This window comes from Variovorax glacialis, from assembly GCF_051216375.1.
Classification (GTDB): domain Bacteria; phylum Pseudomonadota; class Gammaproteobacteria; order Burkholderiales; family Burkholderiaceae_C; genus Variovorax.
The window spans coordinates 700,784-725,207 of record NZ_JBPJZT010000001.1 but is presented as its reverse complement, the minus strand read 5'-3'; the positions used below and the strand labels follow the sequence as shown (position 1 = coordinate 725,207).

21 protein-coding genes are annotated in these 24,424 nt (G+C 67.7%); 9 read left to right on the top strand and 12 right to left on the bottom strand.

Going from position 1 to position 24,424, the window contains the following annotated elements; translation table 11 throughout:
* Positions 1-79 precede the first annotated feature (79 nt).
* The 4 genes from ACSFBL_RS03580 to ACSFBL_RS03565 are packed head-to-tail and all read right to left on the bottom strand — an operon-like array spanning position 80 to position 4,249.
* Positions 80-1,099 carry an NAD(P)H-dependent flavin oxidoreductase gene (locus ACSFBL_RS03580; RefSeq protein WP_435514365.1) on the bottom strand — a complete coding sequence of 340 codons (1,020 nt, stop codon included), beginning with the start codon at positions 1,097-1,099 and terminating at the stop codon, positions 80-82.
* 35 nt (positions 1,100-1,134) lie between these two features.
* The gene (locus ACSFBL_RS03575) at positions 1,135-2,064 is read right to left on the bottom strand and encodes an SDR family NAD(P)-dependent oxidoreductase (protein WP_435514364.1); all 930 of its coding nucleotides are present in this window, start codon (positions 2,062-2,064) and stop codon (positions 1,135-1,137) included.
* An 11-nt stretch (positions 2,065-2,075) separates the two neighbouring features.
* Positions 2,076-3,053 (bottom strand): Bug family tripartite tricarboxylate transporter substrate binding protein, encoded by a 978-nt coding sequence (locus tag ACSFBL_RS03570; RefSeq protein WP_435514363.1) that lies wholly within the window; start codon positions 3,051-3,053, stop codon positions 2,076-2,078.
* A gap of 14 nt (positions 3,054-3,067) precedes the next feature.
* Positions 3,068-4,249 (bottom strand): iron-containing alcohol dehydrogenase, encoded by a 1,182-nt coding sequence (locus ACSFBL_RS03565; RefSeq protein WP_435514362.1) that lies wholly within the window; start codon positions 4,247-4,249, stop codon positions 3,068-3,070.
* A gap of 187 nt (positions 4,250-4,436) precedes the next feature.
* On the opposite strand from ACSFBL_RS03565, the gene ACSFBL_RS03560 reads away from it, so the two are divergent.
* Positions 4,437-6,329: an AMP-binding protein gene (locus ACSFBL_RS03560; protein ID WP_435514361.1), complete on the top strand. Its 1,893-nt coding sequence runs from the start codon at positions 4,437-4,439 to the stop codon at positions 6,327-6,329.
* Positions 6,330-6,414: 85 nt separating this feature from the next.
* Here the strand turns inward: ACSFBL_RS03560 and ACSFBL_RS03555 are convergent, their stop codons facing one another.
* From ACSFBL_RS03555 to ACSFBL_RS03545, 3 genes are read right to left on the bottom strand one after another with little or no spacing between them, the layout of a single operon-like run.
* Positions 6,415-7,326, bottom strand: coding sequence for an SDR family oxidoreductase (locus ACSFBL_RS03555; RefSeq protein WP_435514360.1), 912 nt, complete (start codon positions 7,324-7,326; stop codon positions 6,415-6,417).
* 50 nt (positions 7,327-7,376) lie between these two features.
* Positions 7,377-8,336, bottom strand: coding sequence for a tripartite tricarboxylate transporter substrate binding protein (locus tag ACSFBL_RS03550; RefSeq protein ID WP_435514359.1), 960 nt, complete (start codon positions 8,334-8,336; stop codon positions 7,377-7,379).
* Positions 8,337-8,374: 38 nt separating this feature from the next.
* Positions 8,375-8,830, bottom strand: a complete 456-nt coding sequence (locus tag ACSFBL_RS03545) for a MaoC/PaaZ C-terminal domain-containing protein (RefSeq protein ID WP_435514358.1) — start codon at positions 8,828-8,830, stop codon at positions 8,375-8,377.
* 206 nt (positions 8,831-9,036) lie between these two features.
* Between ACSFBL_RS03545 and ACSFBL_RS03540 the strand changes: the two genes are divergently transcribed.
* Positions 9,037-11,106, top strand: coding sequence for an AMP-binding protein (locus ACSFBL_RS03540; protein ID WP_435514357.1), 2,070 nt, complete (start codon positions 9,037-9,039; stop codon positions 11,104-11,106).
* Between the two features lie 92 nt (positions 11,107-11,198).
* A complete protein-coding gene (locus tag ACSFBL_RS03535; RefSeq protein WP_435514356.1) occupies positions 11,199-12,107 on the top strand; it encodes an NmrA family NAD(P)-binding protein in 909 nt (302 codons plus the stop codon).
* A 25-nt stretch (positions 12,108-12,132) separates the two neighbouring features.
* Here ACSFBL_RS03535 and ACSFBL_RS03530 read toward each other — a convergent pair whose 3' ends face one another.
* Positions 12,133-12,915, bottom strand: coding sequence for a TetR/AcrR family transcriptional regulator (locus tag ACSFBL_RS03530; RefSeq protein ID WP_435514355.1), 783 nt, complete (start codon positions 12,913-12,915; stop codon positions 12,133-12,135).
* 169 nt (positions 12,916-13,084) lie between these two features.
* Here ACSFBL_RS03530 and ACSFBL_RS03525 point away from each other — a divergent pair, with 169 nt between their 5' ends.
* The 3 genes from ACSFBL_RS03525 to ACSFBL_RS03515 all read left to right on the top strand — a co-directional run bounded on the left by ACSFBL_RS03525 (position 13,085) and on the right by ACSFBL_RS03515 (position 16,343).
* Entirely contained in the window at positions 13,085-14,314 is a 1,230-nt protein-coding gene (locus ACSFBL_RS03525; protein ID WP_435514354.1) for a CaiB/BaiF CoA transferase family protein, read from the top strand.
* A 130-nt stretch (positions 14,315-14,444) separates the two neighbouring features.
* The gene (locus ACSFBL_RS03520) at positions 14,445-15,395 is read left to right on the top strand and encodes a GlxA family transcriptional regulator (protein ID WP_435514353.1); all 951 of its coding nucleotides are present in this window, start codon (positions 14,445-14,447) and stop codon (positions 15,393-15,395) included.
* A 117-nt stretch (positions 15,396-15,512) separates the two neighbouring features.
* On the top strand, positions 15,513-16,343 hold the full coding sequence (locus ACSFBL_RS03515) for an SDR family NAD(P)-dependent oxidoreductase (RefSeq protein WP_435514352.1): 831 nt from the start codon (positions 15,513-15,515) through the stop codon (positions 16,341-16,343).
* 38 nt (positions 16,344-16,381) lie between these two features.
* Here ACSFBL_RS03515 and ACSFBL_RS03510 read toward each other — a convergent pair whose 3' ends face one another.
* The 3 genes from ACSFBL_RS03510 to ACSFBL_RS03500 form a co-directional block, all read right to left on the bottom strand.
* Positions 16,382-17,155: an alpha/beta hydrolase gene (locus ACSFBL_RS03510; protein ID WP_435514351.1), complete on the bottom strand. Its 774-nt coding sequence runs from the start codon at positions 17,153-17,155 to the stop codon at positions 16,382-16,384.
* Between the two features lie 274 nt (positions 17,156-17,429).
* Complete coding sequence (locus tag ACSFBL_RS03505; protein WP_435514350.1) at positions 17,430-17,582, bottom strand: hypothetical protein; 153 nt, start codon at positions 17,580-17,582, stop codon at positions 17,430-17,432.
* A gap of 61 nt (positions 17,583-17,643) precedes the next feature.
* The gene (locus ACSFBL_RS03500; RefSeq protein WP_435514349.1) at positions 17,644-19,548 is read right to left on the bottom strand and encodes a hypothetical protein; all 1,905 of its coding nucleotides are present in this window, start codon (positions 19,546-19,548) and stop codon (positions 17,644-17,646) included.
* Between the two features lie 185 nt (positions 19,549-19,733).
* Here ACSFBL_RS03500 and ACSFBL_RS03495 point away from each other — a divergent pair, with 185 nt between their 5' ends.
* Positions 19,734-20,408, top strand: coding sequence for a response regulator transcription factor (locus ACSFBL_RS03495; protein ID WP_435514348.1), 675 nt, complete (start codon positions 19,734-19,736; stop codon positions 20,406-20,408).
* A gap of 65 nt (positions 20,409-20,473) precedes the next feature.
* Positions 20,474-22,339, top strand: a complete 1,866-nt coding sequence (locus ACSFBL_RS03490; RefSeq protein ID WP_435514347.1) for a sensor histidine kinase — start codon at positions 20,474-20,476, stop codon at positions 22,337-22,339.
* 9 nt (positions 22,340-22,348) lie between these two features.
* Here ACSFBL_RS03490 and ACSFBL_RS03485 read toward each other — a convergent pair whose 3' ends face one another.
* Positions 22,349-23,431 carry a DUF1989 domain-containing protein gene (locus ACSFBL_RS03485; protein ID WP_435514346.1) on the bottom strand — a complete coding sequence of 361 codons (1,083 nt, stop codon included), beginning with the start codon at positions 23,429-23,431 and terminating at the stop codon, positions 22,349-22,351.
* A gap of 252 nt (positions 23,432-23,683) precedes the next feature.
* Between ACSFBL_RS03485 and ACSFBL_RS03480 the strand changes: the two genes are divergently transcribed.
* On the top strand, positions 23,684-24,412 hold the full coding sequence (locus tag ACSFBL_RS03480) for a GntR family transcriptional regulator (protein ID WP_435514345.1): 729 nt from the start codon (positions 23,684-23,686) through the stop codon (positions 24,410-24,412).
* Positions 24,413-24,424 lie beyond the last annotated feature (12 nt).

Sequence of the window (24,424 nt, the reverse complement as noted above, 5' to 3'; positions counted from 1 at the left end):
CTGTCGCAGCATCTCGGTCTGTCGGACGGGACTGATGCCAGTGTACGGATACGCCGAAGTCGTGCCGCCCGTGAACGGATCAGGTCATCGCCATCATGCGGGTGCCGCTCGTCGATCGCGCCGCGACGGGCGCTTCCACGCGACCCAGCAGTTCGTTGCGGGCCCTGTCGTATTCGGTGGCCAGGCGCTCGACGAGCTGCCCGGCCGTCGGCACGTTCCGCAGCACCCCGATGCCCTGTCCGCAGCCCCAGATGTCCTTCCACGCCTTGGGCTTCTGGCGGTCGGACCCGAAGTTCATCTTCGTCGGATCGCTTACCGGCAGATCGTCCGGATCCATGCCCGCGGCCACGATCGAGGGCCGCAGGTAGTTGCCGTGAACGCCGGTGATGAGGTTCGTGTAGACGATGTCCTCGGCGCTCGATGCGGCGATCATGTCCTTGTAGCCGTCCGGCGCATTGGCCTCCCGCGTCGCGATGAAGGCGGAGCCGATGTAGGCCAGGTCCGCGCCGAGGGCCTTCGCAGCGAGGATCGACCGTCCCGACGCGATTGCCCCCGACAGCAGCAGCGGCCCGTCGAACCACTGGCGGATTTCCTGGATCAGCGCAAAGGGCGATTGCGTGCCGGCGTGGCCGCCGGCACCGGCCGCCACGGCAATGAGGCCGTCCGCGCCCTTCTCGATGGCCTTGCGCGCGAACCGGTTGTCGATCACGTCGTGCAGCACGATGCCGCCGTAGCTGTGGATCGCGTCGTTGATCTCCGGTCGCGCGCCCAGCGAGGTGATGACGATCGGCACGCGGTGGCGCACGCAGACCTCCATGTCGTGCTCCAGCCGGTCGTTCGAGCGATGCACGATCTGGTTGACCGCGAACGGGGCCGCCGGACGATCGGGATGCAGCCGGTCGTGCTCGGCGAGTTCGCGCTCGATGCGGTTCAGCCACACTTCGAGATCCTCCTTGGGCCGCGCATTGAGCGCCGGGAAGGACCCGACGATGCCGGCCTTGCACTGGGCGATCACGAGGTCGGGGTTGGAGATGATGAAGAGCGGCGAAGCCACGACGGGAAGTCGCAGGCGATCGGCGAGCACGGTGGGTAGCGTCATGGTGGTTCCCAGGATGAACGATGGAGGAGGTGGCCTCAGGCCGCGGTCGACGTCGCGCGCAGGACGAACTTTTCCTCGTGCAGCCGCACGAAGTCGCGCACCCGCATGGGCGCCTCTCCGGTGAGCCTGAGCACGTCGTCGGTCATGCGGTCGTAGCGCGACTGCGCATTGAGCGCCGCCATGGCCGAGACATGGTCGACCAGATGCGGCGGCAGCCCGGCTTCCAGCAGCTTCTGGCGCCATCCGGACACCGGGATGTCGCGGTAGCGGATCGTGCGCCCCAGCGCCTCCGAGAACTCGCGCGCGTACTGATCGAGGTCCAGCGATTCGGGCCCGGTCAGGTTGTAGATCTTTCCGATATGGGGCGAAGGGTCGTCCAGGATGGCGGCGACCGTGCGCGCGACGTCGACCGCCGAGATCGGCGAGGTCCTGCCCTGCCCCATCGGCAGGGCCAGCTCGTCGGAACGGCGCACCCCGGCGGCGGCGAAGCGCAGGAAGAAGCCCTCCATGAAGACCGTCGGGCGAACATTCACGACGGGCAGGCCCGACCACTGCAGCGCCTGCTCGGCCAGCCAGTGCAGCTTGTGCTGCGGGCTCGGCGTGCTCTCCGTGATGCTCATCTGCGTCACCGTCATCTGCGACATGTTGACGAAGGCCTCCACGCCGTGATGCAGCGCGACCGCCGCCGTGTTGACGGTCGCCTCGAGATAGGCGGGCGAGACCGACATGCCGAAGTAGACACGCGCGCAGCCTTCGATCGCCCGGTGCATGGCATCGAGATCGGTCAGGTCGCCCTGGACCACCTCGGCGCCGAGGTCGCGCAGCGCCTGCGCCCTTTCATCCTCCCTGCGCACGAGCGCGCGCACACGGTGGCCCTTGGCGAGCAGCAGCGCGGTGACGTTGCGGCCGATGCCGCCGACGTCGCCGGCGGCGCCCGTCACGAGAATGGGTTGACTGGCTGACATGTTCGAATCCTTCACTGCAACTTGAGACGGTAGCGACGCACGACGTCTTCCTCGACCAGAATGCGCGACTTCACGTAGTCGGTGAAGGCGCGGGAATCCGCACCCCATGCTTCCTGCCCGACCGAGGCCAGGTTGGCCTCGAAGGCGGGATCGCGCAGCGCATGCTGGAACGCGTCCTGGAGCTTCTTCACGACCGCCGGATCCATGCCCGCGGGGCCGATGATTCCCCACGGGATCGATTCGCTGATGTCGTAGCCCAGTTCCTTGAGCGTCGGCACGTCGGGCCAGCGCTTGAGCCGCTTGTCGCCGTACAACGCGAGCACCCTGAACTTGCCCGAGTCGACGAACGGCGCCCAGCCCGAGGTTTCGGAGATCGCCTGCACATGGCCGCCCAGCAGCGCGTTGAAGACTTCGCCGGAGCCCTTGTAGGGCACGTTGGTCCAGTCGACATCGGCCTTCTCGGCCAGCCGCAGCATCGCCGTGTGCTGGGCCGTGGCGACGCCGACCGTGCCGTAGGAGACCTTGCCCGGATTGCGCTTGGCTTCGCGAAGGAAGTCGTCGAGCGTCTTCCACGGCGCGTCCGCACGCACCACGAGGCCACATTCGAAGCGGGTCACGCCGGCGATGTAGGTGAAGTCCTTGGCGGGGTTGTAGCGCGTGGGCTGGATGAAGGGCTGGCGCAGCAGGGCGATCGTGGTCCCGAGCGACAGCGTGTAGCCGTCCGCGTGGGCGCCGACCAGGGTCGACGGGCCCAGCGTGCCCGCGGCGCCGGGCTTGTTCTCGACGATCATGGTCTGGCCGATGTCGCGCGCCGCCGCGACGACGAGGGCGCGCAGCTGCACGTCGGCCGTGCCGCCCGGGCTGAACGGACAGATCACGGTGATCGGCCTGCGCGGAAAGTCCTGGGCGCGCGCCGAGATCGCGAACAGCGCAAGGGATGCGAGCGCGGTGCGGCGGCTGACGCCGCCAAGGTTCGAATGCGTGGGCATGGCCGCGTCCTCCTTCATTCCGCGGCCAGCGCCAGGATGTCGAGCACTTCTTCCGGCGTGCGCACCTTGCGCGGATTGCTGAAGATGAAGAACTCGGTCATGGTGTTCCTGGCGATCAGGTCGAACTGCTCGCGCCCGACCCCGACACCTGCAAGGCTGGTCGGCAGGCCGAGCGACGCGGCGAATCGCCGGAAGGCCTCGGACGCACTCAGGTCCGGATGGCCCAGCGCGCCCGCCAGCAGGCGCTGCGCGTCCTGCGAGGCCGGTTCGTTGTACTTCAGGATGCCGGGCATCATCGCGGGCGTGCAGAGGAAGTGCGGCACGTCGCAGCTGCCTCCGAGCACGTGGCCGATGGCGTGGCTGGCGCCCATCGGCACGCGGGACTGGAGGCCGTAGGAGCACAGCCAGGAGGCGATCTGGCAGTCCCGCCGCGCCTCGACGTCGGCCGGCTCGGCCTTGCTGCGCGGCAGCGCGTCGACCATGCGCCGGATGCCTTCGAGCACGACGGCGTCGACCAGCGGCGTGCCCATGCGGCTGCACAGGGCCTCGATCGCATGGTCCATCGCGCGCGTGCCGGAGCCGATCCAGAGGGTCTCCGGAGCATGCAGGGCGAGTTGCGGATCCAGCACGATCGCCATCGGCATCATGAGCGGATGGAAGAAGGTCTGCTTGAGCTTCCGCTCGGTGTCCGTCACGAGGCAGCCCGCGTTGTACTCGCCACCCGAGAGCGTGCTCGGCACCGCGATCATGCGCACCGAGGGCCCGCGAAACTCGGCACGGATGGGCCGACCGTCGGGCCCGGGCTTGGTCTCGAACGCATCGAGGCCTTCCAGACGTGGATCGACCAGGCGGTGCTCCATGCACACCGAGATCATCTTGGTCGCGTCCACCACCGACCCCCCGCCGACCGCCACCAGCAGGTCCGCTTCGGCATCGAGGGCCGCCCGTGTCGCCCTGGCCACGACCTCGCGCGAGGTGTGCTGCGGCACGCCGTCGAACAGGCCCGCGAAGCGCTCGCCCAGCGCATTGCGCAAGGTGCTGATCGCGTCGGTCTCCGTGTTCAGCGTGCGACTGACGATGAGGAAGACGCGTTTCTTGCCCAGTCGCGCGGCCTCGTCGGCGACCACCTGCGCCATGGGCCTGCCGAAGACCACGCGGTCCATGGCAGGGAAAAGATGGGTACCAGTCAAGTGCATTTCTGTCTCCTGTTGCGGGGTTGCCGATGTCCGAGGAAGTCAGCATAGGCGCTCAAACCTAACACTGTCAAGTTTGATTCTTCAAATGCTCCGGAACAAGCCTAGGGTTTGTACGGACTAGCCAAATGGCTCCTGCGGCTCAAAGATGGCGAGCACAACATAACGCCGTTAAGTTTTGGAGATCGACATGACAGAGAGCAGTCCCGACCGGGCCGCGGACGCGCCTTTGGCCGTCTTCGACGAACCTGCCGTGCTCGTCGAGCAGGACCATGCGGGCGCCGTGCTGCTGCGCTCGCCGCGCGTGCTCGAGCCGCATCCGCCGTTCATCCTTCACTGGCTGGCGCACTGGGCCGCCATCCATCCGGATCAGACCCTCCTGGCGCAGCGCACCGAGGACGGTGCATGGCGGCGCATCAGCTATGCCGAGGCACTGGGCACGGTGCGCCGGCTCGCGGGTGCCCTCGTCAAGGCCGGAGCGGGACCGCACCGTCCCCTGGCGATCCTCTCGGAGAACGCCATCGAGCACGCCTTGATGGCCTGGGCGGCCCATTGGGCCAACGTCCCGCTCGCTCCGATCTCGCCGGCCTACGCGCTGGCGCCGGGCGCGCTGGAGCGCTTGCGTGCGGTGCTCGGCATCGTCGAGCCGTGGATCGTCTTTGCGCAGGACGGAACCGCCTATGCCCGTGCGCTGCAGGCCGCGGGCCTGCCGGCCGATCGCACGATCGTGGCGACCGGCGCCGGTTCCGGCGCCTCGACCTTCGCGGACTTCGTCGACACCTGCGCGCCGGACGAGGCCATCATCGAGCCGCTCGGCACACCCGACGCCGTGGCCAAGTACATGTTCACGTCCGGATCGACCGGCGTGCCCAAGGCCGTCGTGATGACGCACCGGATGCTCGCCGCGGCCCAGCAGGTGAATGCCCAGATCGTCGTCCATCGACCGGCGCAGACCATGGTGCAGGTCGACTGGCTCCCGTGGCACCACGTGATGGGCGGCAACGTCGTCCTTGGGCGCCTGCTGCGCTTCGGCGGCACGCTCTACATCGACGACGGTCGTCCCCTGCCCGGCCGCTTTGCGCAGACGCTGGCGAACCTGCGCGAGGTGGCGCCGACCTACTATTTCAACGTGCCCGCGGGCTACGCAATGCTGGTCGACGAGATGGAGCGCGATCCGGCCTTCGCCGCGCACATGCTGGGGCGGCTGGAGTTCGCCTACTTCGCCGGCGCGATGCTGCCCCGCGACACTCACGAGCGCTTCCAGCGCGTGGCCGAACGCACCCTGGGCCGCAGGATCGTGATCGGCACCGCCTATGCGGCGACCGAGACCACGTCCGCGGTCCTGATGCGCACCTGGGAAGCGACCGACACCGCCTGCATCGGCGTGCCGCTGCCCGGCTGCGAGGTCAAGCTCGTGCCCGATCCGACACAGCCAGGCCGTTTCGAACTCCGCGCCAGGGCGCCGCACGTCTCAGGGCGCTACCTCGGCGGGGCAGTTCAACGCCAGGACACCCACGACGAGGACGGCTTCTACCGGCTCGGTGACGCCGTCCGGTTCGTGGACCCCGACCGCCCCGAGGCCGGGCTGCTTTTCGGCGGCCGCTTCGCCGAGGACTTCAAGCTCGGCAACGGCACGTGGGTGCGCACCGGCGCGCTGCGCCAAAGCCTGCTCGCCGCTTGCGCGCCCCTCTTGCGCGAGGCGGTCATCGTTGGCGAAGGACGCGCAGACGTGGCAGCGCTCGCATGGCTCGACGCCTCGGCGTGCAGGGCGTTCGCGAAGGCGCCGGCCCAGGTTGGCGATGCGGACCTCGTGGCGGATCCAGCAATTCGCGCGCGTCTTGCTGACGCGCTGCGGGCGTTCAATGCGACGTCGACGGCATCGTCCCGGCGGGTCGAGCGGATCCTGCTGCAGACGGAGGCGCCTTCGCTGAACGCCTACGAGCTCACGGACAAGGGAAGCGTGAACCAGCGCGCCGTGACGCTGCGCCGCTCGGCGGCCGTCGACGCGCTGTATCTCGTGCCATCGCCCCCGGATGTCATCGGGGCGCATGCGGATCTGCGAAACGACGCGACGAAGGAATGAAGAGAGCCACTTGAGTCAACAGGATCGCCGCCTGCTGACATCAAGTGGCTCTACGGCCAGATCGTGGACCTGGCCATTTGCGCCCTCAGGCGACGCTGACCTGCACCTGCTTGTCCTTCCGGTCCTGGGCGCGGATGGTGTCGCGGATTCGATCCCAGTCGGCATCCTCGTACGAGCGGTAGGCGTAGAAGTTGCCACCGGTCGCGAGCGCGTTGCCGCCATCGATCGTGATCACCTGGCCCGTCATCCAGTCGACGCCCTCCGCCATCAGGAAGGTCGCGAGGTTCTGGAGCTCCGGCATGCGGCCCACGCGCTGCATCGGGTTGAGCGCTTCGCGGCCGATCGTCTTCTGCCCTGGGGAGAGCCGGGCGTTCATCCCTTCGGTCGGGAACTCGCCCGGTGCGATCGCATTGAGCCTCACGCCGTAGCGGCCCCATTCCGATGCCAGGGACTTGGTCATGTTCGCGATGGCCGACTTGGCCATGGCCGAAGGCACGACGTAGGGCCCGCCATTGAAGACCCAGGTCACAAGGATCGAGATCACGCTCCGGGTGGGCGCCGCATCGCCACGCGCCTGCGCCTCGCGGGCCTCCGTGACCCAACGCCGGCCCACGCTGTGGGTCATGTAGAAGGTGCCGTGCATGACAATGTTCGCGACGGCGTCGAAGCCGCGGTGAGACAGGTCCTCGGTGCGGCTGATGAAATTCCCGGCCGCATTGTTCAGCAGACCGTCGAGCGGCCCGCCGTCCTGCCAGATCGACTCGATGTAGCGCTCCACCGCATCGGCATTGCGGATGTCCAGGCTCGCGGCCTTGACCTTCACGCCATGGCACTCCGAGAGTTCGCGGGCGGTGGCTTCGACCACGTCGGCGCGACGGCCGCACAGGTACAGGTCGGCGCCGAGTTCAGCGTACTTGCTCGCCATTTCGCGGCCGAGGCCCGTGCCGCCGCCCGTGACCAGGATGCGCTTGCCCTTCAGGAGTTCGTTCTTGAACATAAGCTGGTTTCCATGAGTGAGAGATTGATGTCCGCGCAGTGCGACGCGGGCTATTGCAGGCGCAGGTTGTATTTGTCGACCACCTTGCGCTCGAGATCGATGCGGCCCCGCATGTACTGCTCGTACTCGGCGGATCCCATGTAGCGCGGCTCCTGCCCGAGCAGCGCGATCGTGTCGATGAAGCCGGGATCGGTCATCGCGCCGCGGAACGCGTCGTGCAGCTTCTTGACGATCGCCGGGTCGGTCCCCGTGGGCGCCACGATGCCCCACGGAACGATCTCGCTGACGTCATAGCCGAGTTCCTTGAGCGTAGGCACCGTGGGCCAGCGCTTCAGCCGCGTGGGTCCGTAGACCGCCAGCAACCGGAACTTGCCGCTGTCCACGAAAGGCGCCCAGGCCGACGGGTCCGACACCGCGTCGATGTGGCCGCCTTGCAGGTCGTTGAGCGCGGGCGCTGTCCCGTTGTAGGGTGCATGGGTCCAGGTCACGCCGTCCTTCTGCGCGATCTGCTCCATCACCTGGTGCTGGACCGTGCCGACACCGCTGGTCGCAAACAGCGCCTTGCCCGGATTCTGGCGCGCGAAGTTCACGAAGTCCGGCAGCGTCTTCCACGGCGATTCGGCCCGCACGACCAGGCCCATCTCGAAGCCCGTCGGGGAGATGACGTAGCTGAAATCCTTGCGAGGGTCGTAGTTCGTCTTGCCGATGAAGGGCTGTCGCATGAGCGTGTTGGTCACCTGGGCCAGCGTGTAGCCATCGGGCTTCGCCGACATCAAGGCCGTGGCGCCGAGCGTGCCGCCCACGCCGGGGCGGTTGTCCACGATCACGGGCCGCCCCAGCGAACGCGAAGCGGCGAGCGCCAGCGCACGCAGCGCGGTGTCCGCGCTCGCGCCGGCGGGGAAGGCGCAGTAGATCGTGATGGGACGCTCGGGAAAGTTCTGCGCCCAGCCGCTCGCTGCCGCGCATGCCGTCATCAGGGCCATCAAACAGGTTCGTACGAGTTGTCGCATGTCTTGTCTCCTGGGTTGTTTCAATCGATGGGTGACGGTCAGGCGGGACGTACGGGAATCTTTCCGATGGCCACCATGGTCATGACTTTCTCTTCGCGCTGGTTGCGCACCGTCATCCGCGAGCGAACGGTGCCGCGCGCGCCGGCACGGGCAGGCGGCTCGATGCTTTCGAACACGCGCTCGAGCGTGAGCGTGTCGCCGGGCCGGACCGGCTGCAGCCAGCGCAGTTCGTCCACGCCTGCGCCGATGATGGGCGTGCCGCCAAAGCTGCGGGCACGTACGCTCAGGCGCATGGCGATCGCCGTCAGACGCCACCCGCTGGCAATCAGGCCGCCGAACGGACCGCGCGCAGCCCCTTCGGGATCGGTGTGAATCGGCTGCGGGTCGTAGTCCTGGCCGAACTGGACGATCTCTTCCGCGCTCAGGGTGATGGGTTCGCTGACCCAGCGTTCGCCCTGTTCGAGGTCCTCGAGGTAGCGGTTTTCGGTCTTCACGAAGTCTCTCCAGCAAAGGTGGTCGGGAGATTATTGGGATTCGATCCTAACACTGTCAAGATAAATGTTTTCAGTCGCCGAATGCCGGGCAATGAGCCAGCCATCACTGAATAGCTGACCTAGATTTTTCTTGCGGAAACTATATTAACGCTGTTAGGATATTGATTCGCCTTGACGCTCTAGCCACGTCAAGCCCGCGTTGTCCGATGGGAGTCCACTCAATGCCGATAGGCGTGCCGTCCGAAACTGCGCTAGGCGAAACCCGTGTCGCCGTCACTCCCGAGACCGCGAGGAAGCTCGTGGCCCAGGGTCACGTCATCCGTGTGCAGAGTGGGGGCGGAGTGGCCGCCAGCGTCACCCCGCCTGTCATGACGACCGCCATCGCCCGCTTCGATGGCGCGGAGCCTCCGGCCGGCGTGCGTTACGCCGGTCTGCGCCGCAGTGCCGTCGAAGTCACGCAGGGCGCGGATGGCAGCTTGCGGGTGCAGTGGCCGCAGGACGTCGCCGCCTTGTGCCCCGGGCGGCCGACGCCCGATGCCGTGACCGAGTGCGTGGTGGCGAACGTGGTCGACTGGTTGCCCGTCTGGGCCGAGGCGCGGCCCGACGCGATCATGCTGACGGAGACGGGGAGCGACGGCGTCCTCATCGAACTCGACTATCGACGCGCCTGGTCCGCCGTCCGGGCGATCGGCCACGCATTGCTGGCGCTCGGCCCGCGCACTGCGCAGCGCAGCCCCGTGCTGGCGGTGCTGTCCGGCAATTCGGTGCACCAGGCCTTGTTGACTTTGGCCGCCCTCTACGTGGGCTGGACGGTCGCGCCGATCACGCCCGCCTACGTGGCCGCGGGCCCCCGTTCGGAACGCCTCGCCCGGATGTTCGACCTCCTGCACCCGGACCTCGTCTACAGCGAGACGCTGGACGGCGCAGAGGCCGCCCTCGATCTCCTCGGCATCGCGCCATCCTCACGCCTCGGCCGGCATCGCGTTGCCGATTGGATCGACGCTCCGATCGCACGCGATCCGGCAGCGCTCGCGCATGCCCACGCGACCGCGCGCGGTGACCATGCGGCCAAGATCTTGTTCACCTCCGGATCGACCGGCATCCCGAAGGGCGTCGTGATGACGCACGCGATGCTCGCAGCCGCGCAGGCGACCTCCGCGGCCAACCTGTCCGCGTGTCCCGCAACCCCTCAGACCTACCTGGACTGGCTGCCCTGGCACCACGTGATGGGCGGCAACGTGACGCTCGGCAGGCTCCTGCGCTTCGGTGGCACGCTCCACATCGATGGCGGCCGGCCCGCTCCGGGGAAGTTTGAGGAAACGCTGCGCAACCTGCGTCGCGTCAGCCCGACGTTCTATTTCAATGTGCCGCTGGGCTACGCGATGCTCGCAGCGGAACTCGAGAAGGACGACGCCCTGGCCGCGGGCTTCTTCAGCCGGCTCGAATACCTTTCCTTCGGCGGCGCATCGTTGTCCGTCGAACTGGTGAACCGGCTGCGCACGCTCGCGATCCGCCATGTGGGCTACGCGCTGCCGATCACCTCGGGCTACGGTGCCACCGAGACCTCGGGCCCGGGCCTGAGCACGACCTGGGACATGGAAAGCGGCGGCGCCCTGGGGCTGCCGGCGCCGGGCATCGTCGCCAAACTGAAGCCGCTGGGCGATCGCTTCGAACTGCACCTGGCGGGCGGCAGCCTGGCGCCGCGCTACCTCGGCGGCGCGGCCACCGAGATGGACGCCGAAGGCTTCGTTCGCACCGGCGATGCCGTGACCCGGATCGATCCGGACGATCCGCTCAAAGGCCTCGCTTTCGCCGGCCGGGTGGCCGAGGAGTTCAAGCTGCTCTCGGGCACCTGGGTCAGCGTCGGTTCGCTGCGCCAGCGCGTCATCGATGCACTGGCCCCGTACGTGAGCGATGCCGTGCTGACGGGCCATGACCGCGCGTACGTGGGCGCCCTCCTCTTCATGAACGAGCGCGCCGTGCGAAGGGATTTCCCCGACGCCAGCGGTCTTGCGCGCGAGGACCTGGTCCGGCATGGACCGCTCGTGCGGAGGTTGGCGGCGCAACTCGAACGCCTGCAGGGCGGCTCGAGCATGCGCGTGATCCGCGCCGTGCTGCAGTCGGAATATCCGGTGGCGGAAGCCTTCGAGATCACCGACAAGGGCTACATCAACCAGCGCGCCGTGCTGCAACGCCGCTCGGCCCAGGTCGAAGCGCTCTACGCCAATGCGCCGGCCGCCTCTGTGGCGTGTCTCGACGTCCATTCGGCGCCCTGACCGGAGGGGGCGACACAGTTCACCTTCTTCACTCCATCTTTACATTGCTAGGCCTTATTGACCCTGGCTTCATCTCATCGAACGGAATCGACATGCAACACGATGCTCCCATCCTCGTCACTGGTGCTGCCGGCCGGGTCGGCTCCATCGGTCCGACGGTCACCGGTCTGCTGCTTCAGCGCGGCTTCAAGGTGCGCGCCATGGTGCGCCGGGAAGACGAACGCGCGGAGGCGCTACGCGCGCTGGGCGCCGAGGTGGTCGTCGGCGATCTCACGAGCCTCGACGACATGCACCGCGCCGTGGCGGGATGCCGGCGCGTCTACTTCGCGATGTCGGTGGCGGCGAACTATCTCGAAGCGACCACCAATGCGGCGGCGGTGGCCCGCCATCAAGGCGTGGAAGCGTTCGTCAACATGTCGCAGATGACGGTGTCGCAGATGAGCATCAGCCACACCTCGCCGAGCCCCCAGCACAAGCAGCACTGGCTCGCCGAGCAGGTCCTCGACTGGAGCGGGCTGCCCGTCGTGCATGTGCGCGCCACCGCCTTCATGGATGTCTTCTTCCACCGCTTTGCCGTGCGCGGCGTGCGCGAAGGGGCGGAACTGCGACTCCCGTTTGCCGACGGCAAGACATCGCCGATCGCCGCGTACGACGTCGCGCGCGTGGTGGCCGTGCTGCTGGCCGATCCGGCGCCGCACATCGGGCAGATGTACGAGCTCACCGGCCCGAGCAGCGAAGACATGCACGGCGTGGCGGCGCACTATTCACGCGCGCTCGGGCACGACATCCGCTATGTGGACGTGCCGCCGGCGCCGTGGGAGGATGAGCTGAGGGCCAACGCCGCTTCGCCCCACCTGGCAGCGCATCTGTGCGCCATGGCGCTCCTGCATCGCCAGAACCGCTATGACCGGCTCACCGACCAGGTGGAACGCCTGACCGGCACGCCTCCGATGTCGATCGAGGCGTTCGTCCGCCGCAACGCGCAGGCCTACCTGACGTGAGCGGCCGCCAGACACCCGCCGCCAATTAGCCGTGCAGGCCGCGGATGCCGGCGAAGAGCAGGTCGAGGCTCTGGTTGGTGAGCTGCTCGCGCGTCACCTTCGTGGCGCCGAAGGGGTTGATCCGGTTCTCGATGATCAGTGTCGCCACGCCGTGCATGCACATCCAGGCAATGCGCGCCACCTCGTGCGGGTCGACCTTGTCGGCCTTGCCCTCGGCGGCCAGGTAGTCGGCCGCCGCGCGCGCCACCATGTGATAGGACTGGCTCGCCGCTTCGTTGAGCTCGGCGTGGGTCTCCGGCGCGCGGAACTGCGGCGCGAACATCAGGTGGAACAGCGTGGGATTCAGCGTCGCGAATGCCACGTAGGCCGACAGGAGCGTTCGCAGTCGCTGCTCGGGCGACATGCTCGGTCGCAGCTTCGAGAAGCGGAACTCGGTCAGGTCGCGAAAGCCGCTGGCCGCGATCGCCGCGAGGAGGCCTTCCTTGTTGCCGAAGTGATGCTTGGGCGCTACCTGCGAGACGCCCACCTCGGCCGCGATGCGCCGCAGGCTCAGCTCGGCCAGCCCCACTTCGCGCAACTGCTCCTTGCCGCAGCGCACGAGATCCTCGCGCAGGTTGCCGTGATGGTAGGGACGCGCCGCCGCACCCTTCCCCGCCTTCTCCTTGACGGACTTGGCGGCCCGGGTCGCAGGCTTGGCCTTGGCACGGGCCGTTTTCGCTGCGGCCTTCGGCTTTCGGGTCGCGGTGGCCTCCGAGCCGACGGCGGCCGCTCGCGGTGTCGACCGGGTGCGTGTGACTTCTTTTTCCATCGGGAAATCTTAACAGTCAAAGAATGAAGGTCAATCGAGTTTCACTGATTTTATCTTACCAGTGTTAATATAAGCCGTTAGAACCTTGCAGCCAGGAAAGATCCCGCATGCCCACCTACGAAGCGCCGATGGCCGACACTTGCCTCCTTCTCTCCGTGGAGGACCTGTGATGACCGGAAGATCCAGCCAGCCGCTTGCGGGCGTGCGCATCATCGATCTGACCTCCATCGTGCTGGGGCCGCTCGCCACGCTGACCCTGGCCGGCATGGGTGCCGAGGTCATCAAGGTCGAGGCTTCCGAAGGCGACAACGTTCGCCTTGCGGGCAACGCATTGCACGACGACATGGGCCATGTCTTCCTGCACGGCAATCGCGGCAAGCAGAGTGTGGTGCTGAACCTGAAGAAGCCCGTCGCGCGCGAGGCGCTGTTGCGGCTCGTGGCGCAGGCCGATGTCTTTCTCTGCAACGTCCGCCCGGCCGCGATGCAGCGGCTGGGCCTCGGGCCGGAGGTGATGCGGCAGGCGAACCCCCGCCTGATCCAGGTGACGGCGTGCGGCTACGGGTCGCGCGGCCCGCATGCGGACAAGCCCGCCTATGACGACCTGATCCAGGGTGCGGTCGCGATCCCTTCGCTGATGCAGCAGTACACGGGCGGCGAGCCGGCCTATGTGCCGCTGTCGCTGGTGGACCGGGTGGCGGGCCTGCACGTGGTCTACGCCGTCACCGCGGCGCTGTACGCACGAGAGCGCGATGGCGAAGGCCAGACGATCGAGGTCCCGATGTTCGAGAGCGCCGCGCATTTCGTACTCGCCGATCACATGGCGGGCGCGAGCTTCGAGCCCGCGCTCGGGCCGGCGGGCTACGACCGCCTGCTGTCCACGCACCGGCGCCCGTACCGCACGGCCGACGGCCATCTGAGCGTGCTGATCTACAACGACAAGCACTGGCGCGCCTTCTTCTCGGCCATCGGCCAGCCGGAGAGGTTCGAGCAGGACGCGCACTTCTCGACCCAGCGCAACCGCTCACGCCACATCCACGAGGTCTATGGCTTCGTGGCGAGCGTCATGCCGACGCGCACCACGGCGGTGTGGCGCAGCCTGCTCGACGGGATCGACATCCCGAACCAGGTGCCTGCGACGCTCGACACGCTGATCGACGACCCGCAGCTGCGGGCCAGCGGCCTGATCGGGGAAGAAGAGCATCCGACCGAAGGCCGGCTGCGAACACTCGGCTCGCCGACCTACTGGAACGACACCCCGTCGCCGCCGCTCGCACCGGCGCCGCGTCTCGGCGAACACACGCGCGAGGTGCTCGGCCGGCTCGGCTACACCGCGGACGAGCTCGATGCGATGGCGCAGGAAGGGGCCGTGTCCTTCGCGGACACGCGGCGCGACGGTTGATTCGTGGGGCAGCGCCCCGAAGGCGCTGTCGACTTCGCGCGACCGGGCTGGAAAAGGACGGCGTTTGACGGGGGCAAGCGATGCGGCGTAGCCTTGCTCGACAGCCCCGGTTCCCTCCTTTCGAGCCATCATGAAACACATCGCCATCCTCGTCTTTCCCGGCTTCCAGATCCTGGACCTGGCGGCCATCGCCGCCTTCGAGCTCGCCAATGCCGAGGTCGCGCAGCCGTTCTACAAGGTCGAAGTTTTTTCAGAGACGGGCGGTCAGGTTCCAAGCTCGTCCGGGGTATGCGTCTCGTCCAGGCAATTCAACACGGCGAAGTTCGACACGATCGTGATGACCGGTGCGCTGACGATGGGGCCGACGCCGGAAAAGCTCTGCCGCTTTCTCCGTTCCCGCCAGCGCAGCGCCCGCCGCATCACGAGCATCTGCACGGGCGCCTTCGGCCTGGCCGACGCCGGTCTGCTCGACGGACGCACCGTCACCACCCACTGGGCCTTTGCGAACGAGCTGCAGAAGCGCCACCCGCTGGCCAAGGTCCAGCCCGACCGCATCTTCATCCACGACGGGCTGGTATGGACCTCGGCAGGGATGACGGCGGGCATCGATCTGGTGCTCGCGCTCGTGGAGGATGACCTCGGGGTCGAGGTGGCCCGCATGGTGGCGAAGAAGATGGTCGTGTACCACCGGCGCGCGGGCGGGCAGTCGCAGTTCTCGGCCCTGCTCGAACTGGCGCCGAAGTCCGATCGCATCCAGCAGACGCTGTCGCATGCGCGCGCGAATCTGCGTTCCGCACTGTCGGTCGAGGAACTCGCCGAGGTCGCCCACCTGAGCCCGCGCCAGTTCAGCCGGGCCTTCAAGTCCGAGACGGGGCAATCGCCCGCGCATGCGGTCGAGAACCTCCGCGTCGAGGCGGCCCGCGTGATGATCGACGCCGGCACCCTGACGCTGGGCGTCATCGCCAAGGAAGCGGGCTTCGGCGATCCCGAACGGATGCGCCGCGCATTCCTCCGTTCGCTGGGCCACCCGCCTCAAAGCATGCGCAGGATGGCCAGGCAGAGCGCTGCCGCACAAGCCTGAGGGCTGATCTCGCTTCGCCGCCCGGACGGCATAAAAGGTGGGTTAAACGACATTTACGCCATCGACCATCCGACAGACACTTTCGCCTACACAACCTCCGTAGCGAAAGGAAATGTCATGACTCTCCAGCACAGCCGAGGCACTGCCCTCATCACCGGCGCGTCGTCCGGCATCGGCGCCGTTTACGCCGACCGACTGGCCAGGCGCGGTTTCGACCTGGTCCTGGTCGCGCGCAATGCCGAACGCTTGCGTGCCCTTGCCAGCCGGCTCACCCAGGCGACCGGACGCCGCGTCGAGACCCTCACGGCCGATCTGTCCGCCCCGCAGGACCTCGAACGGGTCGCGGCGACGCTTCGCACCCGCGAGGACATCACGATGCTCGTGAACAACGCGGGCGTCGGCGCGACCGCTCCACTGCTGTCCTCCGACATCGGGAAGATGGAAGACATGATCAACCTGAACGTCGTCGCGCTGACCCGCCTGGCCTACGCGGCTGCGCCCGCGCTGGCCCGTCGCGGCAACGGCACGATCATCAACATCGCCTCGATCGTCGCGCTCTCTCCCGAGCTGCTCAACGGTGTCTACGGCGGCAGCAAGGCCTACGTCCTCGCCTTCAGCCAGTCGCTGCAGCACGAGCTGTCCGACAAGGGCGTGCGTGTCCAGGCCGTCCTTCCCGGCGCCACGGCGACGGAGTTCTGGGACATCGCGGGCATGCCGATCGAGCATCTGCCGCAGCAGATCGTCATGAGCACCGACGACATGGTCGATGCCGCCCTGGCAGGCCTGGACCAAGGCGAACGGGTCACCATCCCTTCACTGCCCGACCAGGCGGAATGGGATGCGTACGAAGCCGCGCGACGTGCCATGTCGGGCCGGCTGTCGAGCGCCGTCCCGGCGCCGCGGTACGGCGTCAAACATTTGCGCACCGCGGCGGTCGAAACCCACTGAACGCTGCACCTGCTCAATCAAACAGCCAGGCCGGCACGTCAATCCTGCACTTTCTGCGCCGCTTCCTCGATCACGCGCGCCACCTCGGTCGGATGTGATTCGTACACCGAGTGGCTCGCGCCCTTGATCTCGATCGTCTGGCTCTTCGCGCGCGCGTAGTACCAGCGCTCCAGATCGGGATTGATGATCTGGTCGTTGCCGGCCACGATGCCCCAGCTGGGCTTGGTCTTCCACGCCGCTGCCGTGAGCGGCGTGCTGAAGACCTTCGCCGCAGCCAGGACCTGGGAGCGCGCGCTGAAGTCGGCCACTTCGCGAGGCAGGTCTGGCGCGAAGAGTCGCGGAAAGTCCGCCGGATTGAGATATGTGAAGCCATCGGGCGTCACCTTGATCGCGCCTTCGGTCTTGGCCAGCACGCTGGGCGTCTTCTTTCCCAGTGCCGATTCGTCTTCGCCCACATCGGGTGCATGCGCGGCGACGTACACCAGGCCGACGACGTTCGGATGCACGCCGGCCTCGCTGATGATCGAGCCTCCGTAGCTGTGCCCGACGAGGAGCGTCGGGCCGTTCTGCATGTCGAGCACGCGCTTGGCTGCCGCGACGTCGTCCGTGAACGACGTTTCGGGCTCCTGCACCATGGTGACGTTGAATCCGTCCCGGGCGAGGATCCGCTCCACCGGCTTCCAGCCGGACGCGTCGACCCAGGCACCGTGGACCAGCACGATGTTCTTGATGGGCTCGGCATGCGCGGGAACGGCCAGCGCAAGAAGGTTGGCTGCGGCAGCGAGGGCCACGCAGGCTTTGAAGTGCTTCATGTCAATGCTCCTGTTCGGCGAGATTCGCCAGGTTTTCATGGGCCACCCCGGGTGTGGATTTCGCATCCATCGCAATGGGTGCGTGCGGAGCTTCGTTCGCGCACATATCAAGCGCATTGCGCGGCGGACGGAATTTGTTGCGGATGAAATGAGGCGATGTTCTTCATCCGTGATCAAGCTGACGCAGGGCAGCTTCAATCACCGGCGCGAGCTGGCGATCGAGACGGACGACACCTCGGTGGTCGCGAGGCTCGAAGTCCCGGGATGCGCCGCCCTAGTCCATCTCCATGACGAAGACGGTGAGCACGGTCACGAGCGTGATGTGCAACAGGAACTCGATCCGCTTCTCGGGCGGGGCCAGGGCCAGCGTGACCCCGGTCACGAGCAGCGTCATGAAGCCGAAGACCAGGTCGAAGGAAATGTCCACTGCGCGCCGTCCTTTCAACGGCTGGCGGGCCACCGGCTTCCGCCGACGGCCCTACCGACGCCTACTTGTAGTAGTAGGTCTGGATGTTGCGTCGATAGCGATCGGGCGATTCGACCCACATCGCGCTCGACACGGCCAGCGGTTCGACGCCGAAGTCCAGGCTGGTGTCGACCGTGCCCGTCGCGGTCGGCAGCACCGAGAGCTCCATCTGGTCGAGCGTCTGGAACGCGGCGTTCTGGCGCCGCATCTGCACGTAGGCCTGGCTCAGCGGATTGACGTTGCTGGCCGAGAAGGCCAGCGATCCGGACACGAAGCCGTTGAACGCGGTGACCGTGGCCGGTGCGATGACCGGGAACACGCCGTTGCCGGCGGCCTCGGCCAGGGTCAGCGGCCGACGCTGGACCTTCATGCGGAAGGTGCCATCGCTCGAACCCGAGGGCGACAGCACCTTGGCGCCGTTGATGTCGTAGGGCGTCAGCGTGTAGACCGCATCGTCAGGAATCGCCGCGATGGCCGCATCGCTGAGCGGCGATGACGCACCCGCGCAATTGGAGGCCATGACGTACGTTTCCTGCCCGGCGCCAGCGATCTTCCAGCGCTCGTCGACCGGCGCCGCTTCATAGTGCAGCCCGTCGGCGGGAAGGCCCGGGCCGGTCACCACGATCGAGTTGATGGCGCCGCCGTTGTTGGTCGTGTTGTGATCGACGATGTTGAACTCGATGCCGGTTCGCACGCACGCGCCGGAGCCCGGCAGGCCGTTGTGCAGCGAGGTCGTCGCGAACCAGTCGAGGTCGAGGCTGCGCTGGTCGCCATGCAGGCGCCAGATGCCGTCCGTCAGGCTCTTGCGGATCAGCCAGTCCTCGACGCGGCCGAGTTCGACGCCCTGCGGCGTCTTGGGCGTGAAGGACACGCGCGCCGTGACGCCGTTGACGTTGTTGTAGTTGATCTGGTTGATCTCGATGTCGGTGAACGAGATGCCGACGAAGTCCGAAGCCTGCGTGAGTTCGGCGACCCACGTGGCGCGGTTCCTGTCGTTCCACATGAAGCCGCTGGTCATCAGCGGCGTCAGGTCGCCCGACGCCGGCAGGCCGTTGGCGAACTTGCCCGCGAAGTCCGTCAGCACCTTCTTCACGAGCGCCTGGTCGGTCAGGCCGGTGGCGACGTTGTCGCTGCTCAGCGGGTTGGTGGTCACCGGTTCCGCGGCGGCCTGCTTTGCGAGGTCGTCGACGACGGTGGACGTGTTCAGGATATTGGAGATGGTCGCGGTGTTCGCGGCCGTGTCGTACTGCACGCGGATCACGTCCAGCGCCTTGTCGATCGGGTCCGCCAGCGGTGTGAAGGTGCCGTGCAGCAAGTCGATCGCGGCGTCGACGCCCAGCGCGGTGAGCACGGGCAGGAGCTTCTCCTTCAGCTTGCTGACCTCGGCATCGACCAGGGCCTTGCTGGCCAGGCTGGGGTTGCTGCCCTGCTCGAACTTGTCGAAGTAGTTCGCGGCGATCTGCCCCGCGATGTTCGCGACGACCAGGTTGGTCAGTTGCGTGATGTTGATCGTGCCGTCGATGTCGGCCTGGGTGGCCAGCGAGTGGACCGTGACCGTGACGCCGTTGACCCGGCCTTCCGCGCGAAAGACGAAGGGGGCCGTCATGCCGCTGACGTCGACCCGGTAGGAACCGTTGGTGCCGATGTCCTTGGTCCGGGTGGCGCCGAGCGCGTCCTTGACCGTGACGGTGCCGACGAGGGGAGCGCCCACGGCCGCCACGCCGGAGATCTGCGCGCCCGACCCCGCCACGCCGCCGCCGGAGCCGCCTGTGCCGGTCCCGGTTCCCGTCCCCGTGCCAGTTCCGGTGCCTGCGCCGATTCCGGTTCCCACGAAGCCGCCGCTGCCACCGCCGCCGCAAGCGGCCAACGACGCCGCGAGCGCGAGGACCGCGTACTTGAATTTCCACTGCATTGCCACTTTTTTCATCAGATCCTGCTCCAGTTATCGAAAGTTTTCGCTCGGTCCAGGCCCTTCGTTGGCGGGCGCTCTGGACAGCCCCTGGACGCTACCGGCCGCCCCGTGCAGGGACATCCGCAGTTCATGGGGTGTCCCCCGTGCATAAGTCACGTTCGATCGTGCGAACATGCGTTCTTCATTCGCGGAGTTGCCGTTTGCCGAATCCGGACCCTCAAGCCCCTGTCAGCGTCGCCCTCGTCGAGGACGACCCGGGCATGCGCGAGCGCTTCGAAAGGGTGATCGCGGCCGAGCCGAGCCTGCGCCTGGCCTTCGGCGCCTCGACGGCGGCCGAACTGCTCGAGTGGTTTGCCCGCAACCCCGTCGATGTGCTGCTGGTCGACCTGGGCCTGCCGGATTGCTCGGGGCTGGAAGTGATCCGACGCTGCCGCGACCTGCAGCCCGCCTGCGCCATGATGGTCCTGACCATCTTCGGTGACGAGATGAACATGCTGCGTGCCTTCGAGGCCGGCGCCGGCGGCTACCTGCTGAAGGATGGCACCGAAGCCGACCTCGCCGCGCACGTGCTGAGCCTGCATGCGGGGGGATCGCCGATGTCGCCGATCATCGCGCGACAGTTGCTCGTGCAATGGCAATCTCGCCCCGAGTCGCCGGCGGCGGAGGTCGCGGCCGGCCGCGAGGCCTTGTCCCCGCGCGAGACCGAGGTGCTGGGCCTGGTCGCCCGCGGCTTCACCTACGCCGAGACGGCGCAGCGCATGGGCATCCTGCTCTCCACCGTTCAAAGCCACGTGCGCAACATCTACGGCAAGCTGGATGTGCACAACAAGACCGAAGCCGTGTTCGAGGCACGGCAGCTCGGGTTGCTCCGCTAGTGCGATCGGCCGGGGTCATCGGCGAGGCGGCGCGCCCGGCCGCGTGCTGGCGGTGGATCGCGGCCATGCTCTGGGCCATGACGGCGCTCCTTTGCGTCGTGCCGGCCTTCGCCGCCGGCGAGCCGGACATCCTCGTGATCGACCGGGCCTATGCCCGGCTGGAGCCCGAAGGCGGCACGGCGCGCGAGGGCGAGGTTGACCTCGCCCGTCGCTGGGACCGCGAGTTCCCCGGCCAGGGCGGTCGCGCAAGCTACCGCATCATGCTGCCGCCGCGCGTCGGCATGGAGCCGATGGCGCTGCTCTTCTCGCGGGTGGGCAACCAGGTGCACGTGCTGCTCAACGGCAGCACGATCCAGCGCTGGGGCGAGCTCGGCGACCCGCTGTTCGACGCGACCAAGACCGTGCGGATGGTGACGCTGCCCGCGGCCCTGCTGCAGGCGGATCGGCCCAACGAGTTGCGCGTGGACGTCACGATCCAGGCGCAGCGCCTGGGCGGCCTCTCGGTGGTGCGCTATGGCCCGGTCTCGCCGATCGAGGACCTCTACGCCGACCAGATCCTCTGGCGCGACATCGCGATGCTGATCTTCGCGGCCGGGCTGGTCGGCATGGGCGTGCTCACCTCGGTGCTGTGGTGGCGGCAGCGCGACCCCTTCTACGGCTGGTTCAGCCTGGCCGCGCTGCTCGGCGTGGTGCGCGTCATCGACCGCTCATGGCCCGACGTGCCCGTGTCCTGGCCCTTGTGGGGCGCCATTGCGGCGATCTGCTACGCCGCGCATGTCGTGCTGATGTGCCGGTTCGCCCTGATCGCGGCGGGGCCGATGCCTCGCGTCATGAGTCGCGCGATCGATGGCGTGCTCGCGGTCGTCGTGGTGCTCGCCGCCCTCGCCTTCGCGCTGGACCTGCCGCTGCTCATGACGCTGAGTTTCGTGCTGATTCCGATCCTCGGACTGGCGACGCTGGCGATGGTCGTGCGCGAGGCGGTCCGGAGCCGGAGCACCAAGGCGTGGGTGCTGGCAGCGGCGATTACCGCCGCACTGGCGGCCGGCACGCACGACGTGATCATGATCCGCGTCGCCGGCGCGAGCGGCCTCTACAACACCTACATCCAGCACGGGATGTTCGCGTTCGTGCTCGTCATGACGTGGTTCGTCGCCGAACGCTACAGCCGCTCGGTCGCGAACTTCCAGGCGCTCAACGCCGATCTCGCGCGTCGCGTGGAGGAACGCGAGCGCCAGCTGCACCGGGCCTTCGACTCGCTGCGCGAGCAGGAGCACCACCAGTCGGTCTCGATCGAGCGGCAACGGATCATGCGGGAGATCCACGACGGCGTCGGCTCCCAGCTCGTGGGCTTGCTGAACATGGTGGCGCGCAAGGGCACCGACCCGGCGGCGCTGAAGGAGCAGGTGCAACTGGCGCTCGACGAGATGCGCATGGCCGTCGACTCGCTGCAGCCGGCGCACGATGACCTCGCCACCCTGCTGGCGACCTTGCGCTACCGGCTGCAGTCGCGCCTGCAGGCGGCGGGGATCGAGGTCGTCTGGGATGTCGCGGAGCTGCCCGAACTCCGCCAGCTCTCGCCGCCGGTCGTGCTGCATGTGCAGCGGATTCTGCTGGAGGCCTTCACGAACGTGATGAAGCACGCGCGTGCCTCGCAGGTGGAGGTGCAGGTCCGCTGGCGCGAGGAGGCCTCGTCGCCCTCGCCGCGCGTGACGCTGCGCATCACCGACAACGGCGTCGGGTTCTCCACGGACCCGCGTGCACAGGAAGCGCAGGCGCACGGCCGTGGTCTCGACAACATGCGGGTGCGCGCAACGGCCATCGGCGCGGACTTCCGGATCGAGCGGCCGAAGGGCGGCGGCGTGAGCATCGTGCTGGAATGGCAGGTGGAACGTGCCCCGCCTTCCTCCGGCTTCCACGACGTCCAGGCCTAGGCGCTGCCCTCAACCGAGGTAGCGCTTCTCCCACCAGCTGAAGAGCACATCGCGCAACTGCGCCCCCCGGTCCGCGCCGTAGAACTGCCGCAGTCCGAACGAGCCGAGCACCTCGCACTCGGCGGCGCTGAGCTGCACTTCATGCTCGCGCTCCACGATCGGCACGTTGGTGAACTGCGGCACGTAGGCCGCGTCGCGCTGCAGCACGCGGTCGACCCTGATGCGGGGCTGCGCGAACTGCGCCGGCGTGCGGTTGGAGTCGTAGTCGGCGAGCGGCGGCACGCTGGCGAGGTCGCGCTCCGACGCACTGAAGACGTCGACGCGCAGGGGCTTCAGCGAGAAGTTGCTGGTGCGCATGATGTCGGCACCGCACACGTTCGGCACTGCCAGCACGTCCATCAGCGCGAGGAACTCCACGTGGTCCCCGGCCTTCGAGGTCTGGCGCTCGATGCGGCCGCGCTCGCCGGCGATCTCCGTCACCATGAAGAGGTTGAAGGAGTCGTGGACGTCGTCCGGCGTGAGCCCGTATTCGCGCTGCGCCTCGGCCTGGATGTCGTGGCAGTTGGTGTGCCGCCGAAAGCCGTAGACCGACTCGTACAGGTTGGCACTGCAGCGCGGAAACATCACGTCGTTGGCGCGCACCGTGTCGGCCAGGATGTACATCATGGCGCGCTCGCGCGGCGGCGCCGACCACAGGAAGTCGCCGGGGCCGGGGTTGAAGCCGTGCAGCGTGCGCGTGCGGCCCACGTGCATGAACTCCTTGTAGTCGTGCAGGTTGAAGCAGTTGAAATCGGCGCACTGCCCGCCTTCGACCTGGGCGATGCACACGACCTGCCCCTTCAGCACTTCCAGCGCCTTGCCGGTGCCCGGCTCGATGATGTGGCTGGCCAGGCGCTCGCGGCAGTCCGAGAGCTTGTCGAGGTCGGGTTTCGCGGCCGGCGCCGGCCGGGCCGAGGGCACGCCCTCCTTCCATTCGCGCAGCGCGCGCCGGGCCAGCGCCTGGAGGTCGTTGGCATCGCCGGCGGCAATGCAACGCACGAGCAGTTCCAGTTGCTGCTGGTTCAGGGAAAGACGCAGGGTCTCGGCGCTCATGATCGGTTCCTTGTTTGGTGTACCTGCTGGACGCGTTCAGGTATGCAAGATATCTGCCAAGCGCCGCGCGTTCCATCGGTGGCAAGTCGGTGCGGCGTTGGCACTCCTGCGCGTTTCAGGTGCGTCCACAGCGCCATAGGGAGCGATTTCGTGGGCGAAAACGGTGCGCCGATGCGGGTTGGCCGGTCGCGCAGGCTGGCCCGTTTCTCGCATACGGCAGCGCATCCACCAGGAATACCTGCGCTGTACACCATGAGCCTCCAGAACGAACCGGGCAAATCCGAAGCTGCCTACCTCGCCATCAAGCACGCCGTGATCGAGCAGGCTTTGCCACCGGGCACCAAGCTGCCGGAGGACGTGCTGGCCACCCACCTGCACGTCAGCCGCACGCTGGTCCGCGAGGCGCTGGCCCGGTTGACGGCGGAGGGCCTGATCGAGGCGGGGCGCAAGCGCACGGCCACCGTCGCCCAGCCCTCGCGCGCCGAGGCGCAAAGCGTGTTCGAGGCCCGCGCGTGCCTCGAACGCGAGGTGGTTCGCCTGGTCATCGCACGCTGGGCGCCGGCCATGGGCGCGGTGCTGGAAGGGCATGTGCGCAGCGAGGAAGAGGCCGCGCGCACCCAGGCGCCGGCCGTCTGCGCGCGGCTGGCCGGCGAGTTCCACATCAAGCTCGCGCAGATGGCGAGCAACGCGGTGATCGAGCGCTACGTGTCGGAACTGGTGTCGCGCTGCTCGCTGATCCTGGCCATCTACGGCAATCCGCATTCCTCGCAATGCGGCATCGACGAGCACAAGACCCTGATCGAAGCCTTCCGGCGCGGCGACGAGAAGACCGCCTTGCGCCTCATGAATTCGCATCTTTCAAGCGTGCAGGAGCGCGCCCTGACGCCCGAGAAGAAGCCGGTGGAGGAAGACCTCGGCACCATCCTCGGCCGCTATGCGTCGGGCCGCCCCGCAGCGGCGAAGCGGCCCAGGAGGGCCTGAGAGCCACGCGAC